15 protein-coding genes and 1 pseudogene are annotated in these 16,421 nt (G+C 65.2%); 3 read left to right on the plus strand and 13 right to left on the minus strand.

The genetic code is table 11. The features are described 5' to 3' along the window. A pseudogene (locus I5M_RS32655) lies at window positions 1-499 on the plus strand (hypothetical protein); the annotation flags it as partial. An 11-nt stretch (window positions 500-510) separates the two neighbouring features. On the opposite strand, the gene I5M_RS06330 reads toward I5M_RS32655, so the two are convergent. The 7 genes from I5M_RS06330 to thiD all read right to left on the minus strand — a co-directional run bounded on the left by I5M_RS06330 (window position 511) and on the right by thiD (window position 6,481). Further along, window positions 511-1,500: a threonine/serine dehydratase gene (locus I5M_RS06330; protein WP_022720623.1), complete on the minus strand. Its 990-nt coding sequence runs from the start codon at window positions 1,498-1,500 to the stop codon at window positions 511-513. Window positions 1,501-1,549: 49 nt separating this feature from the next. Then, on the minus strand, window positions 1,550-2,608 hold the full coding sequence (locus I5M_RS06335; RefSeq protein ID WP_022720624.1) for a glycosyltransferase family 1 protein: 1,059 nt from the start codon (window positions 2,606-2,608) through the stop codon (window positions 1,550-1,552). Next, window positions 2,608-3,420 carry a UDP-2,3-diacylglucosamine diphosphatase gene (locus tag I5M_RS06340; RefSeq protein ID WP_022720625.1) on the minus strand — a complete coding sequence of 271 codons (813 nt, stop codon included), beginning with the start codon at window positions 3,418-3,420 and terminating at the stop codon, window positions 2,608-2,610. Before I5M_RS06340 ends, I5M_RS06335 begins: the two co-directional genes overlap by 1 nt. A 42-nt stretch (window positions 3,421-3,462) precedes the next feature. Beyond that, a complete protein-coding gene (locus tag I5M_RS06345; RefSeq protein WP_022720626.1) occupies window positions 3,463-4,119 on the minus strand; it encodes a class I SAM-dependent methyltransferase in 657 nt (218 codons plus the stop codon). A gap of 159 nt (window positions 4,120-4,278) precedes the next feature. After that, entirely contained in the window at window positions 4,279-4,866 is a 588-nt protein-coding gene (locus I5M_RS06350) for a DUF1989 domain-containing protein (protein WP_022720627.1), read from the minus strand. Beyond that, on the minus strand, window positions 4,863-5,531 hold the full coding sequence (gene gntA, locus I5M_RS06355; protein WP_022720628.1) for a guanitoxin biosynthesis heme-dependent pre-guanitoxin N-hydroxylase GntA: 669 nt from the start codon (window positions 5,529-5,531) through the stop codon (window positions 4,863-4,865). The genes I5M_RS06350 and gntA overlap by 4 nt, the downstream gene beginning before the upstream one ends. Window positions 5,532-5,680: 149 nt before the next feature. Further along, complete coding sequence (thiD, locus tag I5M_RS06360; RefSeq protein WP_022720629.1) at window positions 5,681-6,481, minus strand: bifunctional hydroxymethylpyrimidine kinase/phosphomethylpyrimidine kinase; 801 nt, start codon at window positions 6,479-6,481, stop codon at window positions 5,681-5,683. Between the two features lie 134 nt (window positions 6,482-6,615). Between thiD and I5M_RS06365 the strand changes: the two genes are divergently transcribed. Beyond that, window positions 6,616-6,861, plus strand: coding sequence for an Lrp/AsnC family transcriptional regulator (locus I5M_RS06365; RefSeq protein ID WP_022720630.1), 246 nt, complete (start codon window positions 6,616-6,618; stop codon window positions 6,859-6,861). A gap of 186 nt (window positions 6,862-7,047) precedes the next feature. Here the strand turns inward: I5M_RS06365 and I5M_RS06370 are convergent, their stop codons facing one another. The 4 genes from I5M_RS06370 to I5M_RS06385 form a co-directional block, all read right to left on the minus strand. Next, window positions 7,048-7,980 carry a cytochrome c gene (locus I5M_RS06370; protein WP_022720631.1) on the minus strand — a complete coding sequence of 311 codons (933 nt, stop codon included), beginning with the start codon at window positions 7,978-7,980 and terminating at the stop codon, window positions 7,048-7,050. A 116-nt stretch (window positions 7,981-8,096) separates the two neighbouring features. Then, window positions 8,097-8,546, minus strand: a complete 450-nt coding sequence (locus I5M_RS06375; protein ID WP_031335601.1) for a cytochrome c — start codon at window positions 8,544-8,546, stop codon at window positions 8,097-8,099. 186 nt (window positions 8,547-8,732) lie between these two features. Then, window positions 8,733-11,036, minus strand: coding sequence for a xanthine dehydrogenase family protein molybdopterin-binding subunit (locus I5M_RS06380; RefSeq protein WP_022720633.1), 2,304 nt, complete (start codon window positions 11,034-11,036; stop codon window positions 8,733-8,735). Window positions 11,037-11,200: 164 nt separating this feature from the next. Next, window positions 11,201-11,491 (minus strand): hypothetical protein, encoded by a 291-nt coding sequence (locus I5M_RS06385; RefSeq protein WP_022720634.1) that lies wholly within the window; start codon window positions 11,489-11,491, stop codon window positions 11,201-11,203. 412 nt (window positions 11,492-11,903) lie between these two features. Here I5M_RS06385 and I5M_RS06390 point away from each other — a divergent pair, with 412 nt between their 5' ends. Then, window positions 11,904-13,709: a carbamoyltransferase C-terminal domain-containing protein gene (locus tag I5M_RS06390; protein ID WP_022720635.1), complete on the plus strand. Its 1,806-nt coding sequence runs from the start codon at window positions 11,904-11,906 to the stop codon at window positions 13,707-13,709. Window positions 13,710-13,820: 111 nt separating this feature from the next. On the opposite strand, the gene murJ is transcribed toward I5M_RS06390, so the two are convergent. Next, window positions 13,821-15,350 carry a murein biosynthesis integral membrane protein MurJ gene (murJ, locus tag I5M_RS06395; protein WP_022720636.1) on the minus strand — a complete coding sequence of 510 codons (1,530 nt, stop codon included), beginning with the start codon at window positions 15,348-15,350 and terminating at the stop codon, window positions 13,821-13,823. A 208-nt stretch (window positions 15,351-15,558) separates the two neighbouring features. Beyond that, the coding region (locus tag I5M_RS06400; RefSeq protein ID WP_022720637.1) for a DegT/DnrJ/EryC1/StrS aminotransferase family protein at window positions 15,559-16,421 on the minus strand (863 nt) is incomplete at its 5' end.

Here is a 16,421-nt window from a genome sequence, read left to right on the forward strand (position 1 = left end):
CGGACGCCCAGCCCACAACCGGAACCCGAATTTCGCGCGTTCCCGCCCGAGCCGCAGCTGGCCGAAGTCCCCGGCCGCTGAAGCAGAGCGACTGCTCGAAGAAGTCGTCGCGCTCGACGCGGAGGCCGCCGAAGACGACGCCATTCTCGATCTGATCGCCCAGGAGATGGCGGCGCCGGATCTGCAGGACGAGTTCGATGGCGGCCTCCAGGAGGAAGGTGTCCCGGCGCAGGAGCCGGTCTCCTTCGAATCGGCAGCCGAGACAGTGTCCGCGGTCGCCTACGCCGAACCCGCGCCGCTGACGGCCGCGATGGTGTCGCCTCAGCCGGTCACACAGCAGCAGGTTGCTCAGCAACAGATGGCGGCCGCTCAGGCCCCGGCGTCGCTCGGCGCGGCCGTGCTGGCCAACGGAATCGTGGCGCCGGCCCCGGCCAGCAATACGGCGCTGACGCCGTTCCGGCGCATGAGTCAGGCCGAGAAAGTCGCGTTCTTCTCCTGACAGCCTCAGGCTCAGGCCTGGATCAGCTCGGCGAAAAGGTCGGCATCGACATTGCCGCCCGACAGCACGATCACCACCGTCTTGCCGCGCGCCTCGATGCGGCCGGCCAGCAATGCCGCCAGCGCAACGGCGCCGCCCGGCTCGACCACAAGCTTCAGCTCGCGAAACACCAACGCCACCGCGGCGCCGACTTCAGCGTCGGACGCGGTGACGCCGCGCGACAGCAGGCGCTGATTGATCGCGAAGGTGATCTCGCCCGGGATCGACGCCATCAGCGCGTCGCAGATAGTGCGGCCGCTGGCGCTGTGCGGCTCGCGGCGGCCGGCGGCGAGCGAGCGGGCGTGGTCGTCGAACGCCTCCGGCTCGGCCGACAGCAGCTGCGCGTGCGGAAACCGCGCCTTCACTGCAGTCGCGGTGCCGGCGATCAGCCCGCCGCCGGAGGCCGGCGCCGCGACGAAGTCCGGCGCAATCCCCAGCGCGGCCAGATCCTCGGCGATCTCACGGCCGACGGTGCCCTGCCCGGCGATGATTTTGGGATCGTCATAGGGCGGCACCAGCGTCGCGCCGCGCTTGGTCGCGATGTCGCGGGCGATCGCCTCGCGGTCCTCACGATCTCGATCGTACAGCACCACCTCGGCGCCATAGCCCTTGGTGCGTTCGCGCTTCGACAGCGGCGCATCGGCCGGCATCACGATGGTGGCCTGCATGTTCAGAAGCTGCGCCGCCGCCGCGACGCCCTGGGCGTGATTGCCGGACGAGAACGCCACCACGCCGCCGGTACGTGCCGCTTGCGGGATCGACGACAGCTTGTTGAAGGCGCCGCGGAATTTGAACGAGCCGGTCCGCTGCAGCATCTCCGGCTTGATGAAGACCCGAGCGCCGGTGACGGCGTCGAGCGCCGGCGACGACAGCAAGGGCGTGCGCACCGCGACGGGCGCGAGCACCGTGGCCGCGGCGTCGATATCGGCCGCGGTGACGGGAAGTCCTGTGAAATCGGTCATGCCGCCTTCTACTCCGCTGAGCCGGATACCGGCAAGGCGGAGCGCCGCGTCAGGCCACTAAGCGGCTCTCTTTGCCGAGGGCGCGGCTGCGCTTGTGCTCGGGGTCGAGCAGCCAGACGCGGGTCACGTTGTCGATGAAGGCGCGCGCCGAGGCCGCCCAGGTGTGATCCGCCGCGAAGTCGAGACAGGCCTGCTGCGGGATGTTCAGGGCGCCGAGACAGGCGGTGCCCAGATCGTCGTTCAGCACGCCAACCGGCGCATCGCCGATCACGTCGCGCGGACCGGTGACCGGGAACGCCGCGACCGGCACGCCGCTCGCCAGCGCCTCGAGCAGCACAAGTCCGTAAGTATCTGTCTTGCTCGGAAACACGAACACGTCGGCCGCCGAATAGACCTGCGCCAGCGCTTCGCCCTGGCGAGCGCCGAGGAACACCGCATTGGGGAAATCGCGCTCCAGCGCTGCCCGCGCCGGGCCGTCGCCGACCACCACTTTCGTGCCGGGCAGATCGAGCGACAGAAACGCTTCGAGATTCTTCTCCACCGCGACGCGTCCGACCGACAGATAGACCGGCCGCTTCAGGCCAAGATCAGCGCCATCACGCGGATGAAACAGACTTCCGTCGACGCCACGGGGCCACAGCACGACGTTGTGGAAGCCGCGGCCGCGAAGCTCGTCGGCGAGTGCCGGCGTCGCGGCCATCACTGCGCTGCTGGCGCCGTGAAACCGCCGCAGCAGCGCCCATACCCAGGATTCCGGTACAGGCACGCGCGCCGACACGTACTCAGGAAAGCGGGTGTGGAAGCTGGTGGTGAAGCGCAGACCGCGCTTGCGGCAATAGCGCCGGGCCGCAAGGCCAATCGGGCCTTCGGTCGCGATGTGGATGCAGTCGGGCTGCGCGGCTTCGATCATCCGCGCGACCTTGAAGGGATTGGGAATGGCAATCCGCAGATCCGGATAGCTCGGCAGCCGGACGGTCGGAAACGTCTCCGGCGTCAGGAACACCACTTCGGTGCCGAGCGAGCGCGCCGCTTCGGCCATCATGGTCAGCGTCCTGACGACGCCGTTGACCTGCGGATGCCAGGCGTCGGTCGCGATCAGGATGCGCATCAGGCGGCCCGCGCCGCGACTGTCGGCACCGGCAGATTGCGCTTCAGCAGATCGGTCCAGGTGATGATCTCGAACCGGCCGTCCTCATGCTCGGCGATCGCCGTGCAGCTTTCGACCCAGTCGCCGCAATTCATGTAGCGGATGCCGTGCTCGTCGCGGATCGCGGCCGTGTGGATGTGACCACAGATCACGCCGTCCGTGCTGTGACGGCGGGCTTCCTGCGCAAGCGTCTGTTCGAACGCGCCGATGTAGTTCACCGCGTTCTTGACCTTGTGCTTGGCCCACTGCGACAGCGACCAATACGGCACGCCGAACCAGCGGCGGAACGCGTTGACGATCCGGTTGAGCCGGATGGCGAGATCGTAAGCCTTGTCACCGACCAGCGCGAGCCAACGCGCGTTCTGCACCACGAGGTCGAAAATATCGCCGTGGATCACCAGATAGCGCTTGCCGTCGGCACCGATATGCACGGCATTTTCCACGACCTCGACGCCGCCGAAATGCGTGCCGTAATACGAGCGCAGGAATTCGTCGTGATTGCCGGGGATGTAGATCACCCGCGCGCCCTTACGGACCTTGCGCAGCATCTTCTGCACGAAGTCGTTGTGCGATTGCGGCCAGTACCAGCTCGACTTCAGCGCCCAGCCGTCGATGATATCGCCGACCAGGTAGATCGTGTCTGCATCGTGGACGCGCAGGAAGTCGAGCAGCAGATTGGCCTGCGAGCCGCGCGCGCCGAGATGCACATCGGAGATGAACAGGGTACGAAAGCGTCGTTCCGGACTTTCGTCGCTCATTGGCTTGTGTCCCATGCCAGGCCGCCCGTTGGCGGCAGATGACAATGCCGTTGCCCCTCAGGCCGCCATCGGCGTCGGGGTTCGCTCGAAACACACGAGCGTGTAGATGCCGAACGGCTTGATCTTGCGTCGCTCGATCAGCACCGCATTGTTGTTCGACTGCGCCCAGGCCTGCAGCCGGGCGAACGGAAACTCCGGCCGCAGGCCGAGCTTGCGAGTCTTCTCCGCCGCCCAGCGCTCGACCGCCGCAGCAACGCCGACTTCCGAGTACAGATGATTGACCAGGATGATGCGGCCACCCGGCTTCACCACGCGGTGGCACTCCGACAAAACCTGCTCGGGATTAGCAACCAGCGTGATCACGAACTGCGCGACAACACAGTCGAAGGTCTCATCGGCGAACTGCATGGCGTGCGCATCCATCTGGCGCACGTCCTTGACCCACGGATAGCGGCCGCTCGCCATCTTGGCGCGCGCCTTCTCCAACATCGGCTCGCACAGATCGATGCCGGTGATCTCGGTAGTCGCGTCGTAATCGTCGAACGACAGACCGGTACCGACGCCGACTTCCAGGATCTTGCCGCCGTGGCTACGCGCTTCGGCTGCGGCAGCCCGCCGTCCCTTGACCATCACCGGGCCGCAGACGGCATCGTAGATCGGAGCCCAGCGGGCGTAAGCGTTTTCAACCAGGGACTTGTCGAGATCGGGGGTCATCGCACCGCGTCGAATCGTAAATTTCGTTTACGATTTCGGCATATCAGCCGAGTACGACGGCCCGACGACAACTTGTCACATAGCGCCTAAGGCCTTCGTCGGAGTAAGGAAAACCTTACCGTTATCGGCCGAATTAGCGGGCATCGGCACGAGCGGTCGTCATGCCACGCGATATTCGATCGGCTTGAAGGCGTAGTTGTTGGATTGCAGCGCCGAGCAGGCCGTCAGCCCGACGATCAGATCCATCTCGGCCTGGAACTTGATGTAGTCGCCGGCGCGACTGAGCGGCGCCTCGACCGTGAATGCGCCGGTCTCGGGCTGGATGACGACATTCATGAAGCAGTTGAACGCGATCGGAATCGCGTCCGGCCCGACGCCGAACGGCGCCAGCGCAGCTTCGAGATTGCCGAAGCAGCCCTGATGCGGATCCTCGTCGTGATAGATGATCCGGAACGTGTCTCGCGAACACGGCGTCAGCAAGAAATCGTGGCGACCGACCGTGTCCTCGACGATTGTCAGCATGACGTTGCTGCGGTTCGAGTAGATCGGATCGCCCGTCGTCAGATACAGCTTGCTGGCGTAGTCCAGGCTCCGCCCGGATGAGATGACTTCGCCGAGATCGCTTGCGTTGAACACCACGAGGTCAGAAACCTGCTCGCCTTCCGGATCGATCACCGTCAGGCTCTGCCCTTTCGTCAGGCGGAACGCGGTGCCCGAGCGCGGCGGGATCGTCACCGCCGAATTCATGCCCGCTCCACCGGATTGAACGGGCACACCCAGTTCTCGTCGGCGATGATGCGCCCGCTGTACTGCCGCGCTTCGGACATCTCGCCATGTCGCGCCAGCATCGGGTTGATCGAGCCCGCCAGCGCGACATCGCGCTCGATGATCTTCGCCCGCAGCCGCTCGTACAGTCCCTGCTTGCGCAGTTGCTCGAACTGATCGTGCAGATTGAACACCAGCACGGGCGCCTTGAAACGCCGGGCCGGGCGGCTGGCGTTCGGATGCAGCCCGACGATGAAGAACGCTTCGCCGGCGAAGCTGAGCGAGAAATGCGCGTTGCTCGGATCGCTGCTCACGCGCTGATCATAGGGCTTGCCGAGCCAGGTGTCTTTATTGGTGAGGCTCTCGGCACGCGCCCACAGAAACCGCTCGAACGTTTTTTCGTCGATATCGCGCGGCCCCTCGAACACGACAGCAAGGCTCTGAAACAGAGCACGATCGGCGTGGTAATCCTGAATCACCCTGCTGATGCCGTCGTAGATGCGACGGTCATCCCAGTTGGAACGGATATCTCTTGCTTCCAGGATATGAAGCGTCCCCTTGGCGAGAGCCGACTTGGCGCCGACACAGGGAAAATCTGATTGGTGGATAAATCGCCGGAATTCGTCTGCTAAACTCGATACTGTCATTGGCGCTCTCACACAGGTGCGCACCAACGCTCAACTGCCGATTATGTGCCGGCCCCACGTTCAATCTTGATTTCAAGTATCAATTGATCGGTATCGCCACGTCATGCTTCGCCGGCGCAATGCCGTGACCGCCCCTCGCTCACCACACGCTAATTGAACGCATAAAAGTGATGGATCGGCCCGTGTCCGCGTCCGATCTCGAGCTGATCGGCGGCGGCGATCGCGGCGCTGATCCAGGCTTTGGCCTCGCGCACCGCAGCATCGAGATCCCAGCCTTTAGCGAGCCCGGCGGCAATTGCCGAGGACAGCGAGCACCCGGTGCCGTGGGTGTTGCGGGTGGCGATGCGCGGCGCGGCCAGCACCGTCGTTCCGGATTCGTCGATCAGATAGTCGGTGCTGGTCGGCCCATCGCCGTGACCGCCTTTGATCAGGACCGCGCGCGCGCCGAGCGTCAGCAGGCGCTCGCCTTGAGACCGGATCGCCGCCTCGTCGGTCGCGACTGCTTCGCCGAGCAGCGCCGCCGCCTCGGGAAGATTCGGCGTGATGATGCGCGCGCGTGGGATCAGTTCGCGCCTCAGCGCATCGACGCAATCGTCGGCGATGAGCCAGTCGCCGGACGTCGCGACCATCACAGGGTCGAGCACGACGTTCGGCGCGCGCCAGCGATCGAGCCCGGCGGCGATCGCCGCGATGACGTCGCGCTGTGCCACCATGCCGATCTTCACCGCGGCGACCGCGAGGTCGCTCATGACAGCATCGATCTGCGCGGTGACGAAATCCGCCGGCACTTGATGGATGGCCGAGACGCCCAGCGTGTTCTGCGCCGTCAGCGCGGTAATCACCGATGCGCCATAGACGCCGTTGGCGGCGAAGGATTTCAGGTCGGCCTGGATGCCGGCGCCGCCGCCCGAATCCGAACCGGCGATGGTGAGTGCGATGGGGACGGCCATGGCTGCTCGCGACAGTGGGAATTCGGGCGCACGCCCGGGCCGCCTAGGTAGCGTGCCGCACCCGCCGCAGCAAGCTTGCCACCGCCGGCTGTTTTGGGCTTCATGGCCGCCAAAGGAACCCGCCGGAGAGACCGATGATCCCCTTCTTCGTCCAATTCAAATGCGAGCTCGGCCAGTCGTACGCGGTGGCCAATGCCATCGCCGAAGCCGAGATCGCCTCGGAAATCTACTCGACCGCCGGCGACTACGATCTGCTGGTGAAGTTCTATGTCGACCGCACCACCGACATCGGCCATTTCGTCGCCGAAAAGGTCCAGGTCATCCCCGGCATCAAGGACACCCACACCATCATCACCTTCAAGGCGTTCGGCCCGAAATAGCAGCGATTAGTCGTTCGCTCCTAGTCGACCGAACGTGTTCACACGCCGTGCAACATGCACATCCTCATGGTGAGGAGGCGCGAAGCGCCGTCTCGAACCATGGCCGCAGACGCCCGTCGCCATCCTTCGAGACGCCCGGCTTCGCCGGGCTCCTCAGGATGAGGCTCAGTGTATCTGGAGAGCACTTTAGCCTGCGCCTTCTTTCCGGCGCGGCGGCCGCGACGGCCCGTCGACTGCCGGCAGCGACTTGATGTAGGCGGCGATGGCGTCGCGATCGTCCTTGCCGAGCTGGGCGGTGTTGCGCACCACCTGCGCCATCGAACCGCCGGCGCTGTCACCCTCGGGCGTCATGCCGGTTTCGAGGAAGTAGGCAATGTCGCTGGCGCTCCAGTCCTTCAGTCCCTTCTGGGTGATATTGGGCACCCAGCCTTTGCCTTCGGGATCGGGGCCGCCGGCGAAACGCTGCGACGTCTTGATGCCGCCCAGCGCATTGCGCGGACTGTGGCACTCGGCGCAGTGGCCGAAGCTGTTGACCAGATAGGCGCCGCGATTCCATTGCGCCGATTGTGCCGGGTCCGGCTTGAAGGTCGCGTCGTCGAAGAACAGCAGCTTCCACAGCCCCACAGCGCGGCGGATGTTGAACGGGAATTTCAACTCGTTCGGCGGAGCCCGGCCCGCTACCGACGGCAGAGTCTTCATGTAGGCGAACAGGTCGCGGACGTCGTCGAGCCGCGCATGCGCGTAGGACGGATAGGGAAACGCCGGATACAGATGCACACCGCTCGGCGCGGTACCGCGAAGCACCGCCGTGACGAAATCGGCTTCGCTCCATTTGCCGATGCCGTCGTTCGGATCGGGTGAGATATTGGGGACGTGGAAGGTGCCGAAATCCGATTTCAGCGCCAAGCCGCCGCCGAGCTTCGATCGGTCGTCCTGCCCCGGCGTCGCGTGGCACTCGGCGCAGCCGCCGGCATTGAACACGGTTTTGCCGTTAGCGAGGTCCGGCGCGCGTTGCGGCAACGCGCTGGCCGCAATCGTCGCGGGCTCCGTCAGGAACCACAAAGCGGCTGCGCCGACGACGACCACGACAAGTGCAACGATCGATAGCTTCTTCAGCACGACAGAACCTCATGGGTCCGGCGGCGACCACATCGTCGCCGCCGGCTGATGACGTCTCACGCGAGCGTGGCCGTTAAGTCGCGGCGCGCTTTATCCAGCTCGGCGAAAGCTCGGGACTAACCGTCCTTGAGGCGGAAGTTCTCGTGGCAGCTACCGCACTGCTTGCCGATCGGCTGGAAGCTCGCCTTGAGCGTGTCGAGATCCTTCGCCTTGGCTTTCGCGTCGTTCACTGCCTTGGCGAAGTCGGCGATCTCGGCATCGAACTTGGTTCGCTCGGTCCAGATCTTCGGCGACGCGCTATACTTGCTGTCCGGCGCCTTCAATCCCTTGACGCCGTCCGGGAACTGGTTGGGCAATTCCTTGGCGGTCTCGTCGAATTGCTTCAGCGCCGCGTCGACCGTGGCCTGGTCATAGGGCTTGTCGCCTTTGACGATGGCGCTGAGCGCCATGATGTTGCGACCGTTGTCGCGCATCAACTTCTGGGTGTGATCGACCACGCTCTGCTGAGCCATCGCCGCACTCGCGGTCAACAGCATGGCTCCGGCGGCCAAAGTCGTTCGAAGCATCGAGTTCTCCTGCTGGCTGTTTCCAAGGACGCGGCAACTCGGACGCAACCCTGCGCCCGGCTTTGCGGTTCCCGGCCCGAAACGTAGCCTAGCAGAAAATGGAAAGAGTGCGGCGCACCGTCGCGCCGCCGCAAATTGCACCTTCAGACTAAAACGGTACCGAAGTGGTAGTGACCGACCTCCGCATCAAAGGCGATGCTGCCGCTCGTGCTCGCGGATCGCCATCCAAACCCGCTCCGGGGTCGCCGGCATGTCGATGTGATCAATCTTATATTCGCGCCACAAGGCGTCGATGATGGCATTTACAACCGCAGGGCACGAGCCGATCGCGCCGGCCTCGCCCGCGCCTTTGACGCCGAGCGGATTGGTCGTGCACGGCACGTTGTGAGTCGCGAAGCTGATCGGGGCGCCGTCTGACGCGCGGGGGACCGCGTAGTCCATGAAGGTCGCGGTGACGAGCTGACCGTCGGCATCGTAAACCGCACTCTCCATCAGCGCCTGGCCGATGCCCTGCATGGTGCCGCCGTGAACCTGGCCGGCGAGTAGCAGCGGATTCAGCGTCACACCGAAATCGTCGACGATCACGTAGTTGACGACTTTGATCTTGCCGGTCGCCGGATCGAGCTCCATCTCGACCGCATGGGTGCCATTCGGATAGGTGCCGTCTGCGCTGGAGAAAGTCGCGCTGGCGTTGAGCTTGGCCGGATCGACGCCGGGACGCTTGGCGAGATCGGCGAACGAAATCGTGCGATCGGTGCCGGCGATGCGCACCAGCCCGTCGGCGATCTCGAGGTCGGCAACACTGGTTTCGAGCGCATCGGCCGCGATGTCGCGGAGCTTATCGCCGAGCGTGCGAGCGGCGCGCTGCACGCCGACGCCGCCGGAGGGGATCGACGCCGAGCCGCCCGTGCCGAGGCCGGTCGCGATCTGATCGGTGTCGCCTTGCAGCACGCGCACGCGCTCCGGCGACAGGCCGAGCTGATCGGCGATGATCTGCGCATAAGCCGTCTGGTGCCCCTGCCCGCTCGACTGCGTGCCGATGAATACAGTGACGCCGCCATCCGGATCGAGCGCCACCTTGGCGGTCTCCTCGCCCATCGTGCCGCAGATCTCGACATACGACGCGAGCCCGATGCCGCGCAGCAGCCCGTCCTTCTTGGCGGCCTTCAGCCGCTTGGGAAACTCCTTCCAGCCGGCGGTCTCCATCGCCTGCTTCAGATGCGCAGCGAAGTCGCCGGAATCGTAGACCTTGCCGGTCGCTGTGCGATACGGCATCGCCTTCGGCGCGATGAAGTTCTTGCGACGAATGGCGTCGGGCGCCATGCCGAGCTTGCGCGCGCACGCATCGACCAGCCGCTCGATCACATAGGCCGCTTCGGGCCGCCCGGCGCCGCGATAGGCATCGACCGGCACGGTGTTGGTGAACACGTTGCGGACGCGGCAGTGAAATGCCTGGAAGTCGTACAGGCCCGGCAACATGCCGGCGCCGCCATAGGCGATGTACGGGCCGAACGTCGACAGATAAGCGCCGACGTCGCTGATCAGATCGACATCCATGCCGAGAAATCTGCCGTCCTCCGCGAGCGCCATCCGCGCGGTGGTGAGATTGTCGCGGCCCTGCGCGTCGCCGATGAAGTGATCGCTGCGGTCGGCTGTCCATTTGACGGTCTTGCGCAGTTTCTTCGCCGCGACGGCCAGCAGTGCATATTCACGATACGGAAACAGCTTGGTGCCGAAGCCGCCGCCGACGTCGGGGCAAATCACCCGCATCTTGTCGGTCGGGATTTTCAAGACGTTCTGACACAGGATATCGCGCAGCCGGTGGCTGCCCTGGCTGCCGACCGTCAACGTGAGATGATCGCGCTTGGCGTCGTATTCGCAGACCGCGGCGCGCGGCTCCATGTAGTTGGTGACGACGCGCGGGTTGACGATCCTGATCTCGGCCACCGCGTGCGCCTTGGCGAAGGCCGCATCGGCGGCGGCCTTGTCGCCGATCGAAGCATCGAACAACAGATTGCCGGGATGATCCGGCCAGACCTGCGGCGCGCCCGGTTCGATCGCCTTCGCCGAACCGATCGCGGCGGGCAGCGGCGACCATTCGACCGTGATCGCTTCCAGCGCATCACGCGCGTGCGCCAATGTGTCGGCGACAACGAACGCCACCGCATCGCCGACGTGACGCACTTCGCCCGCGGCGAGGATCGGATAATGCGGCGCCGTGAACGGCTTGTCGGGCAGATTGAACAGGCACGGCAGCCCGCCGAGATCGGCGACGTCCTCGGCAGTCAGGATCGCCAGCACACCGGGCAGCGACCGCGCCGCGCTGGCGTCGAGCTTGAAGCTGGCGTGCGCATGCGGCGAGCGCAGCATCAGCGCCGTCGCGGCGGATGCGGGCGCATGATCGTCGGTGTAGCGGCCTTTGCCTCGAATCAGCGGGTCGTCTTCCTTGCGCAGAACGCTCTGACCCACGCCGAATTTGGTTGTCGTCATGAGGCCTCTCCGCTGTTGGCCGATGATGCGAGGTTTGGCTGATGTTGCAGCCAATCAGTCAGCCTTGCAAACGCTCGTGGCGAACTGACGACCGTGTGCGCGCAACAAAAAAGCGCACCGGTCGCCCGGTGCGCTTTTCGGCAGCTCTCAGCGCTGCGTCGATCTCAGTAGCAGACCACCCGGCCGAACACCGGATTGAACACGCAGCCGCCGCCGTAATAGCCGCGGCCCCGACCGCGATAGTAGCCACGGCCGCGATAATAGCCGCGCGGAGCGCCGCGGCCCCAACCACGTCCACGGCCACGGCCACGCTGGGCGGCCGCGTTGGTGGTGCTCGCGGTCAGGAATACTGCCGACGTGCCGACGAGGCTGACGCAATAGATGCCGGTCAGCGCGACGGCTGCCAGCACTCGCGCCAGCATTCCGCTGCGTGCCTTAGAAACGTTTTGAGCCATTCATGATCTCCCGGTGGGTTCGAGCCTTGTTGCCGACGTCGACCGACATTGCGATCGGAAGATTCCGACCAGAATGAGTGACCGAATCGGTGTCCTCGGTTCAATCGCGACAACGGCGTTCGATTGAGGCGGCCTCGATATACGAGTTTAGAGGTTGGTCGCGGGCGAGGTCAAGCTGCGCACTCTTTTTGCGCCGATTCGGAACGCTGCCGCCGGTGCAGTGTTCCAGATGGCGCGACATGTGCAGCGCAGTATGCGGCCTTGCGTCCCGCCTGGGCGCAAAGTCGTGGTCATGCACCGCACAGCCAGTATAGTCGGGATCGAACCGCAGCCGCCGTCGGACCGACTTCTTTATCGAGCATCGTCCGCGCAGCCTTTCGCACCTGTTGGTGCGTCCTTCCCGAAGTGGCCCATGTCCCGTCAGCACACCTACATCCTCGGCCTCAACACCTACGACCACGACGTCAGCGCCTGCCTGCTGCGCGACGGCGAGATCGCCTTCGGCATCGCCAAGGAGCGCATCACCCGCGAGAAGCACGCATCCGGCTTTTACAAGGAAGTGGTCGATTACTGTCTGAGCGCCGAAGGCATCACCATGGCGGACGTCGATCTGGTGGTGCGCAATTGCTACATCCTGCCGGTGCCGGAAATGGAAGACCGGCTGATCTATCAGGACATGCCCGGCTTCCTGCCCGAGCACGAGCGTGGCGAGGCTCGCAGCCATCCTTTGTTCCGCAATCACACCGACAAGGTGGCGACGATCTCGCATCATCTCGCGCACGCCTACAGTGCGTTCGCGCCCTGCCCGTTCGAGGAAGGCGTGGTGATGATCGTCGATGGCGTCGGCAGCTATCGCGCCGACGTCCAGGAGACGTTTCCGGGCGACGAGGCTTCGCCGCTGGCGCGCGAGTCCGAGAGCTACTACAAATTCAGCGGCACCAAACTCGAATGCCTGAAGAAGATCTGGATGGAGCCGGAGCGCGGCTTCCTCAGTGACGAATTCTACAACATGCCCGGCCTCGGCGCGTACTACAGCCGCGCCTCGAGCTACGTGTTCGGCGACTGGAACAAATGCGGCGAGCTGATGGGGCTGGCGCCTTACGGCCGACCGAACGCCGTCCCGCCGATGCTGCAGATCGAAAACAACAAGCTCACCGTGCCGCGCTGGACGCCCGAGCTGAACCAGCCCTACATCATGGACGGCCCCGGCAAGTGGGACGACAGCCCGTCGATGCGGCACTGGGAAGATCTCGCCTGGCGGGTGCAGGACGACACCGAGCGCGTGCTGCTCGAGCGGGCGCGCTGGCTGCGCGAGACCACCGGCGCCAAGAACCTGTGCATCGCCGGCGGCGTGGCGTTGAACTGCGTCGCCAACGGCCGGATCGCCCGTGAGGCCGGCTTCGAGAACGTCTGGATCCAACCCGCCGCCGGTGACGATGGCATCGCCATCGGCTGCGCGTACTACGGCCATCTCGTGATGCAACAGAAGCCGCGCAGCTTCGAGATGAAGCATGCTTACATCGGCCGCACCTATTCGGACGCGGAGGTCGTGGAAGCGACCCAGCGCTTCTTCGTCAAACCGCAGATCAACATCATCCGCTCGAGCGAGGTCTACAAAGAGACGGCGCGGCTACTCGCCGATCAGAAGGTGATCGGCTGGTTCCAGGGCCGCTCCGAATTCGGCCCGCGTGCGCTCGGCCATCGCAGCCTGCTGGCCGATCCGCGCAAGGCCGAGATGAAGGACATCCTCAACAGCCGGGTGAAACACCGCCAGCCGTTCAGGCCGTTCGCGCCGATTGTGCTGAAGGAACGCGCCGACGAAATCTTCGAGGGCGTGGGCGACTCGCCGTTCATGCTGATGGCGAAACCGGTCGCTGCGGCATGGCGCGACAAGATTCCGGCCGTGGTCCACGTCGACGGTTCAGCACGCGTGCAGACGGTGGACGAAGAGACTGCGCCGGACCTCTACTACATCTTGAAGGAATTCGAGGCGCTGACCGGCGTGCCGGTGCTGGTCAATACTTCCTTCAACATCAAGGGCGAGCCGATCGTCGAAACCCCGCGCGACGCGATGGCGTGCTTCCTCACCACCGGCATCGACCATCTGGTGATGCACGACACCATCGTGTCGAAGAACAAGGCCCACCGCTTCATCAACCCGGTGCTGCAGGTGTACTCCGACGTCACTAATTTGGTGCGATCGACACGGGCGGCTTAGTGATTACGGCACTCACTTCGTCATGGCCGGGCTCGTCCCGGCCATCCACGTCTTGTCGCGCGGTGAAGCCGCAATCGTGGATGCCCGGGACAAGCCCGGGCATGACGGGGATCACCCCCGCAGCAGGCGCTTGATCCAGCGCGGGCCGAACAGGATCAGCAGCGCGGCCGCATAGACGACCGCGCCGACGACGATCAGCAGCGCCAGCATCGCCTCGCTGCGCAGCGCCGGCAGCTGTGCCAGATACGCCGGCGCAAAATGCGCGCAAGCGCCCAGCGCGGCGGCCAGCACCAAACCGGTGGCGACGAACTTGGCGATCGCCGTGCTGAGTTCGCGGTCGAAGCCGAGATAGCCGGCGCGGACCGAGAAGAAGATCACCAGCAACAGATTGACCCACGCGCCCGCGGCCGTTGCCAACGCCAGGCCGACCTGCGCCAACGCGCCCATCAACGCGACCTTCAGCACCACGTTGACGGCGACACCGGTCAGCGCCGCTTTCACCGGCGTCGCGGTATCCTTGCGGGCATAGAAAGGCGCCACCGCGCTGCGGATCAGCACAAATGGGATCAGCGCGATCGCATAGGCGGCGAGCGTGGTGCCGGCCGAGATCGCGTCGGCGCGCGTGAAGGCGCCGCGCGCAAACATTGCCCGCATGATTTCGTCCGGCACAACGAGAAAGGCCGCGACGAACGGCACCGAGAACAGCAGCGTGAACTCGAACGCGCGGCGCTGCGAGGCGCGCGCCCCGGCATCGTCGCCCGCGGTGAGCTGCCGCGACATCTCCGGCAGCAGCACGGTGCCGATGGCAATGCCGATGACGCCGATCGGCAACTGATTGAGCCGGTCGGCGTAGTACAGCGCCGACAGCGCACCGGCCGGCAGGAAGGTGGCAATGATGGTGTCGGCGAACAGCGCGAGCTGAGTGCCCATCGAGCCGAGCGTCGCCGGGCCGAGTGCGCGGAAGAAGGCGCGAACGTCCTCGTCGAGCTTCAGCGGCGCAAAGCGCGGCAGGCCGCCGTGCAGCGCCAGATCGCCGGCGAGCAGAAAATATTGCAGGAAGCCGGAGATCAGCACGCCCCAGGCCGCTGCGTGGCCGGCGGTCGGGAAGAATGCGGCGAGAGCCAGCGTCGCCATCATCGAGATGTTGAGAAAGATCGAGGCCGCCGCCGCCGAGGCGAAGCGCTGCATCACGTTGAGGATGCCGCCATACAGCGTCACCAGCGTGATCAGCAGCAGATAAGGAAAGGTGATCCGTGTCAGCTCGATCGCCAGGCCACGCTGCATCGGGTCGTCGGTGAAGCCCGGCGCCAGGATGCTCATCATCTGCGGCATGAACAGCAGCGCGAGCGCGAGCAGGATCAGCTGCGAAACGAACAGCAGCGTGAAGATGTGGTTGGCGAACAGCTTGGCCGAAGCCTCGCCCTTCTCGCCGCTGACATGCGCATAGGCCGGCACGAAGGCGGCGTTGAACGCGCCCTCGGCAAAGATCGCACGGAAATGATTGGGCAGCCGCAGCGCCACGAAGAACGCATCCGCCACCGGGCCGGCGCCGAGAATCGCCGCCAGCATGATGTCGCGGGCGAAGCCGGTCAGTCGCGACAACAGGGTGAAGCCGCCGACAGTGAAGATGCGCCTGAGCATGGCCTGCTTCTACAGGAAGTGGCGAAACCGCAAAACAGGAATGGGAGCTAGCGTCCTCTCCCACACGCGATCATTCCGGGACGCGCCCGCCAGGGCGCGAACCCGGAATCCCGATGTGATGAAGGCAGAGATTCCGGGTTCGCGCCTGACGGCGCGCCCCGGAATGACTGGGGAAACTCAGTGCCCGACCACGCCCCCGCGGCGTGCCTTACCGCCCCACCGCGCCGCGCACGGCAGCGATGATGCGGTCCTGGGTCGGGGCGTCGAGATAGGCGTGCATCGGCAGCGCGATGACGTCACGCGACAACCGCTCGCAGGCCGGCAGGCCACCATCGGCAACCGGGAAGCCGCGATACGCGGTCTGCTGATGCATCGACCGGGGATAATAGATCGCGGTCGGAATGCCCTGCGCCTTCAACGTCGCGGCGAAACCATCGCGGTCGATGCCCTGCGGCAGGCGGATGGTGTATTGCGCCCACACCGAGGTGCAGCCCTCGGCGAGCCGCGGCACGATGACTGCGCCGTCGAGGCCCTGGCTGTAGCGCTCGGCGACGACGTTGCGGGCCGCGATCTCGTCTTCGAAGATCGACAGCTTCTGCAGCAGGATCGCCGCCTGGATGGTGTCGAGCCGGCCGGTCAGGCCGAGGCGAACGTTGTCGTATTTGTCGCTGCCCTGGCCATGCACACGAACGCTCTTCAGGCCCTCGAACAGTTCATCGTCATCAGTGAAAATCGCACCGCCGTCACCGAAGCAGCCGAGCGGCTTGGCCGGGAAGAAGCTGGTGGCGGTGGCGAGGCCGAAAGTGCCGAGGCGCTTGCCCTGATAGCTGGCACCGAAACCCTGCGCGGCGTCGTCGAGCACGAACAGGCCCTCATCCGCCGCAACGGCAGCGACCGCACCATGATCGGCGGCCTGGCCGAACAGATCGACCGGGATGATGGCGCGCGGCTTGAGGCCGAGCTTCTTCGCCGTGCCGATGCCGCGCTTCAGCGAGGCGATGTCGATGTTGAAGGTCTCTTCATTGACATCGACGAACAGCGGCGTGGCACCGGTCAGCGCGGCCGCTCGCC

It is taken from the genome of Rhodopseudomonas sp. B29, from assembly GCF_000333455.1.
Lineage (GTDB): Bacteria > Pseudomonadota > Alphaproteobacteria > Rhizobiales > Xanthobacteraceae > Rhodopseudomonas.

Bases quoted from the DNA above. Each gene is read 5' to 3' on its own strand.
- I5M_RS06330 (WP_022720623.1), bottom strand. From the start codon at position 1,500: ATGACCGATTTCACAGGACTTCCCGTCACCGCGGCCGATATCGACGCC.
- I5M_RS06335 (WP_022720624.1), bottom strand. From the start codon at position 2,608: ATGCGCATCCTGATCGCGACCGACGCCTGGCATCCGCAGGTCAACGGC.
- I5M_RS06340 (WP_022720625.1), bottom strand. From the start codon at position 3,420: ATGGGACACAAGCCAATGAGCGACGAAAGTCCGGAACGACGCTTTCGT.
- I5M_RS06345 (WP_022720626.1), bottom strand. From the start codon at position 4,119: ATGACCCCCGATCTCGACAAGTCCCTGGTTGAAAACGCTTACGCCCGC.
- I5M_RS06350 (WP_022720627.1), bottom strand. From the start codon at position 4,866: ATGAATTCGGCGGTGACGATCCCGCCGCGCTCGGGCACCGCGTTCCGC.
- gntA (WP_022720628.1), bottom strand. From the start codon at position 5,531: ATGACAGTATCGAGTTTAGCAGACGAATTCCGGCGATTTATCCACCAA.
- thiD (WP_022720629.1), bottom strand. From the start codon at position 6,481: ATGGCCGTCCCCATCGCACTCACCATCGCCGGTTCGGATTCGGGCGGC.
- I5M_RS06365 (WP_022720630.1), top strand. From the start codon at position 6,616: ATGATCCCCTTCTTCGTCCAATTCAAATGCGAGCTCGGCCAGTCGTAC.
- I5M_RS06375 (WP_031335601.1), bottom strand. From the start codon at position 8,546: ATGCTTCGAACGACTTTGGCCGCCGGAGCCATGCTGTTGACCGCGAGT.
- I5M_RS06380 (WP_022720633.1), bottom strand. From the start codon at position 11,036: ATGACGACAACCAAATTCGGCGTGGGTCAGAGCGTTCTGCGCAAGGAA.
- I5M_RS06385 (WP_022720634.1), bottom strand. From the start codon at position 11,491: ATGGCTCAAAACGTTTCTAAGGCACGCAGCGGAATGCTGGCGCGAGTG.
- I5M_RS06390 (WP_022720635.1), top strand. From the start codon at position 11,904: ATGTCCCGTCAGCACACCTACATCCTCGGCCTCAACACCTACGACCAC.
- murJ (WP_022720636.1), bottom strand. From the start codon at position 15,350: ATGCTCAGGCGCATCTTCACTGTCGGCGGCTTCACCCTGTTGTCGCGA.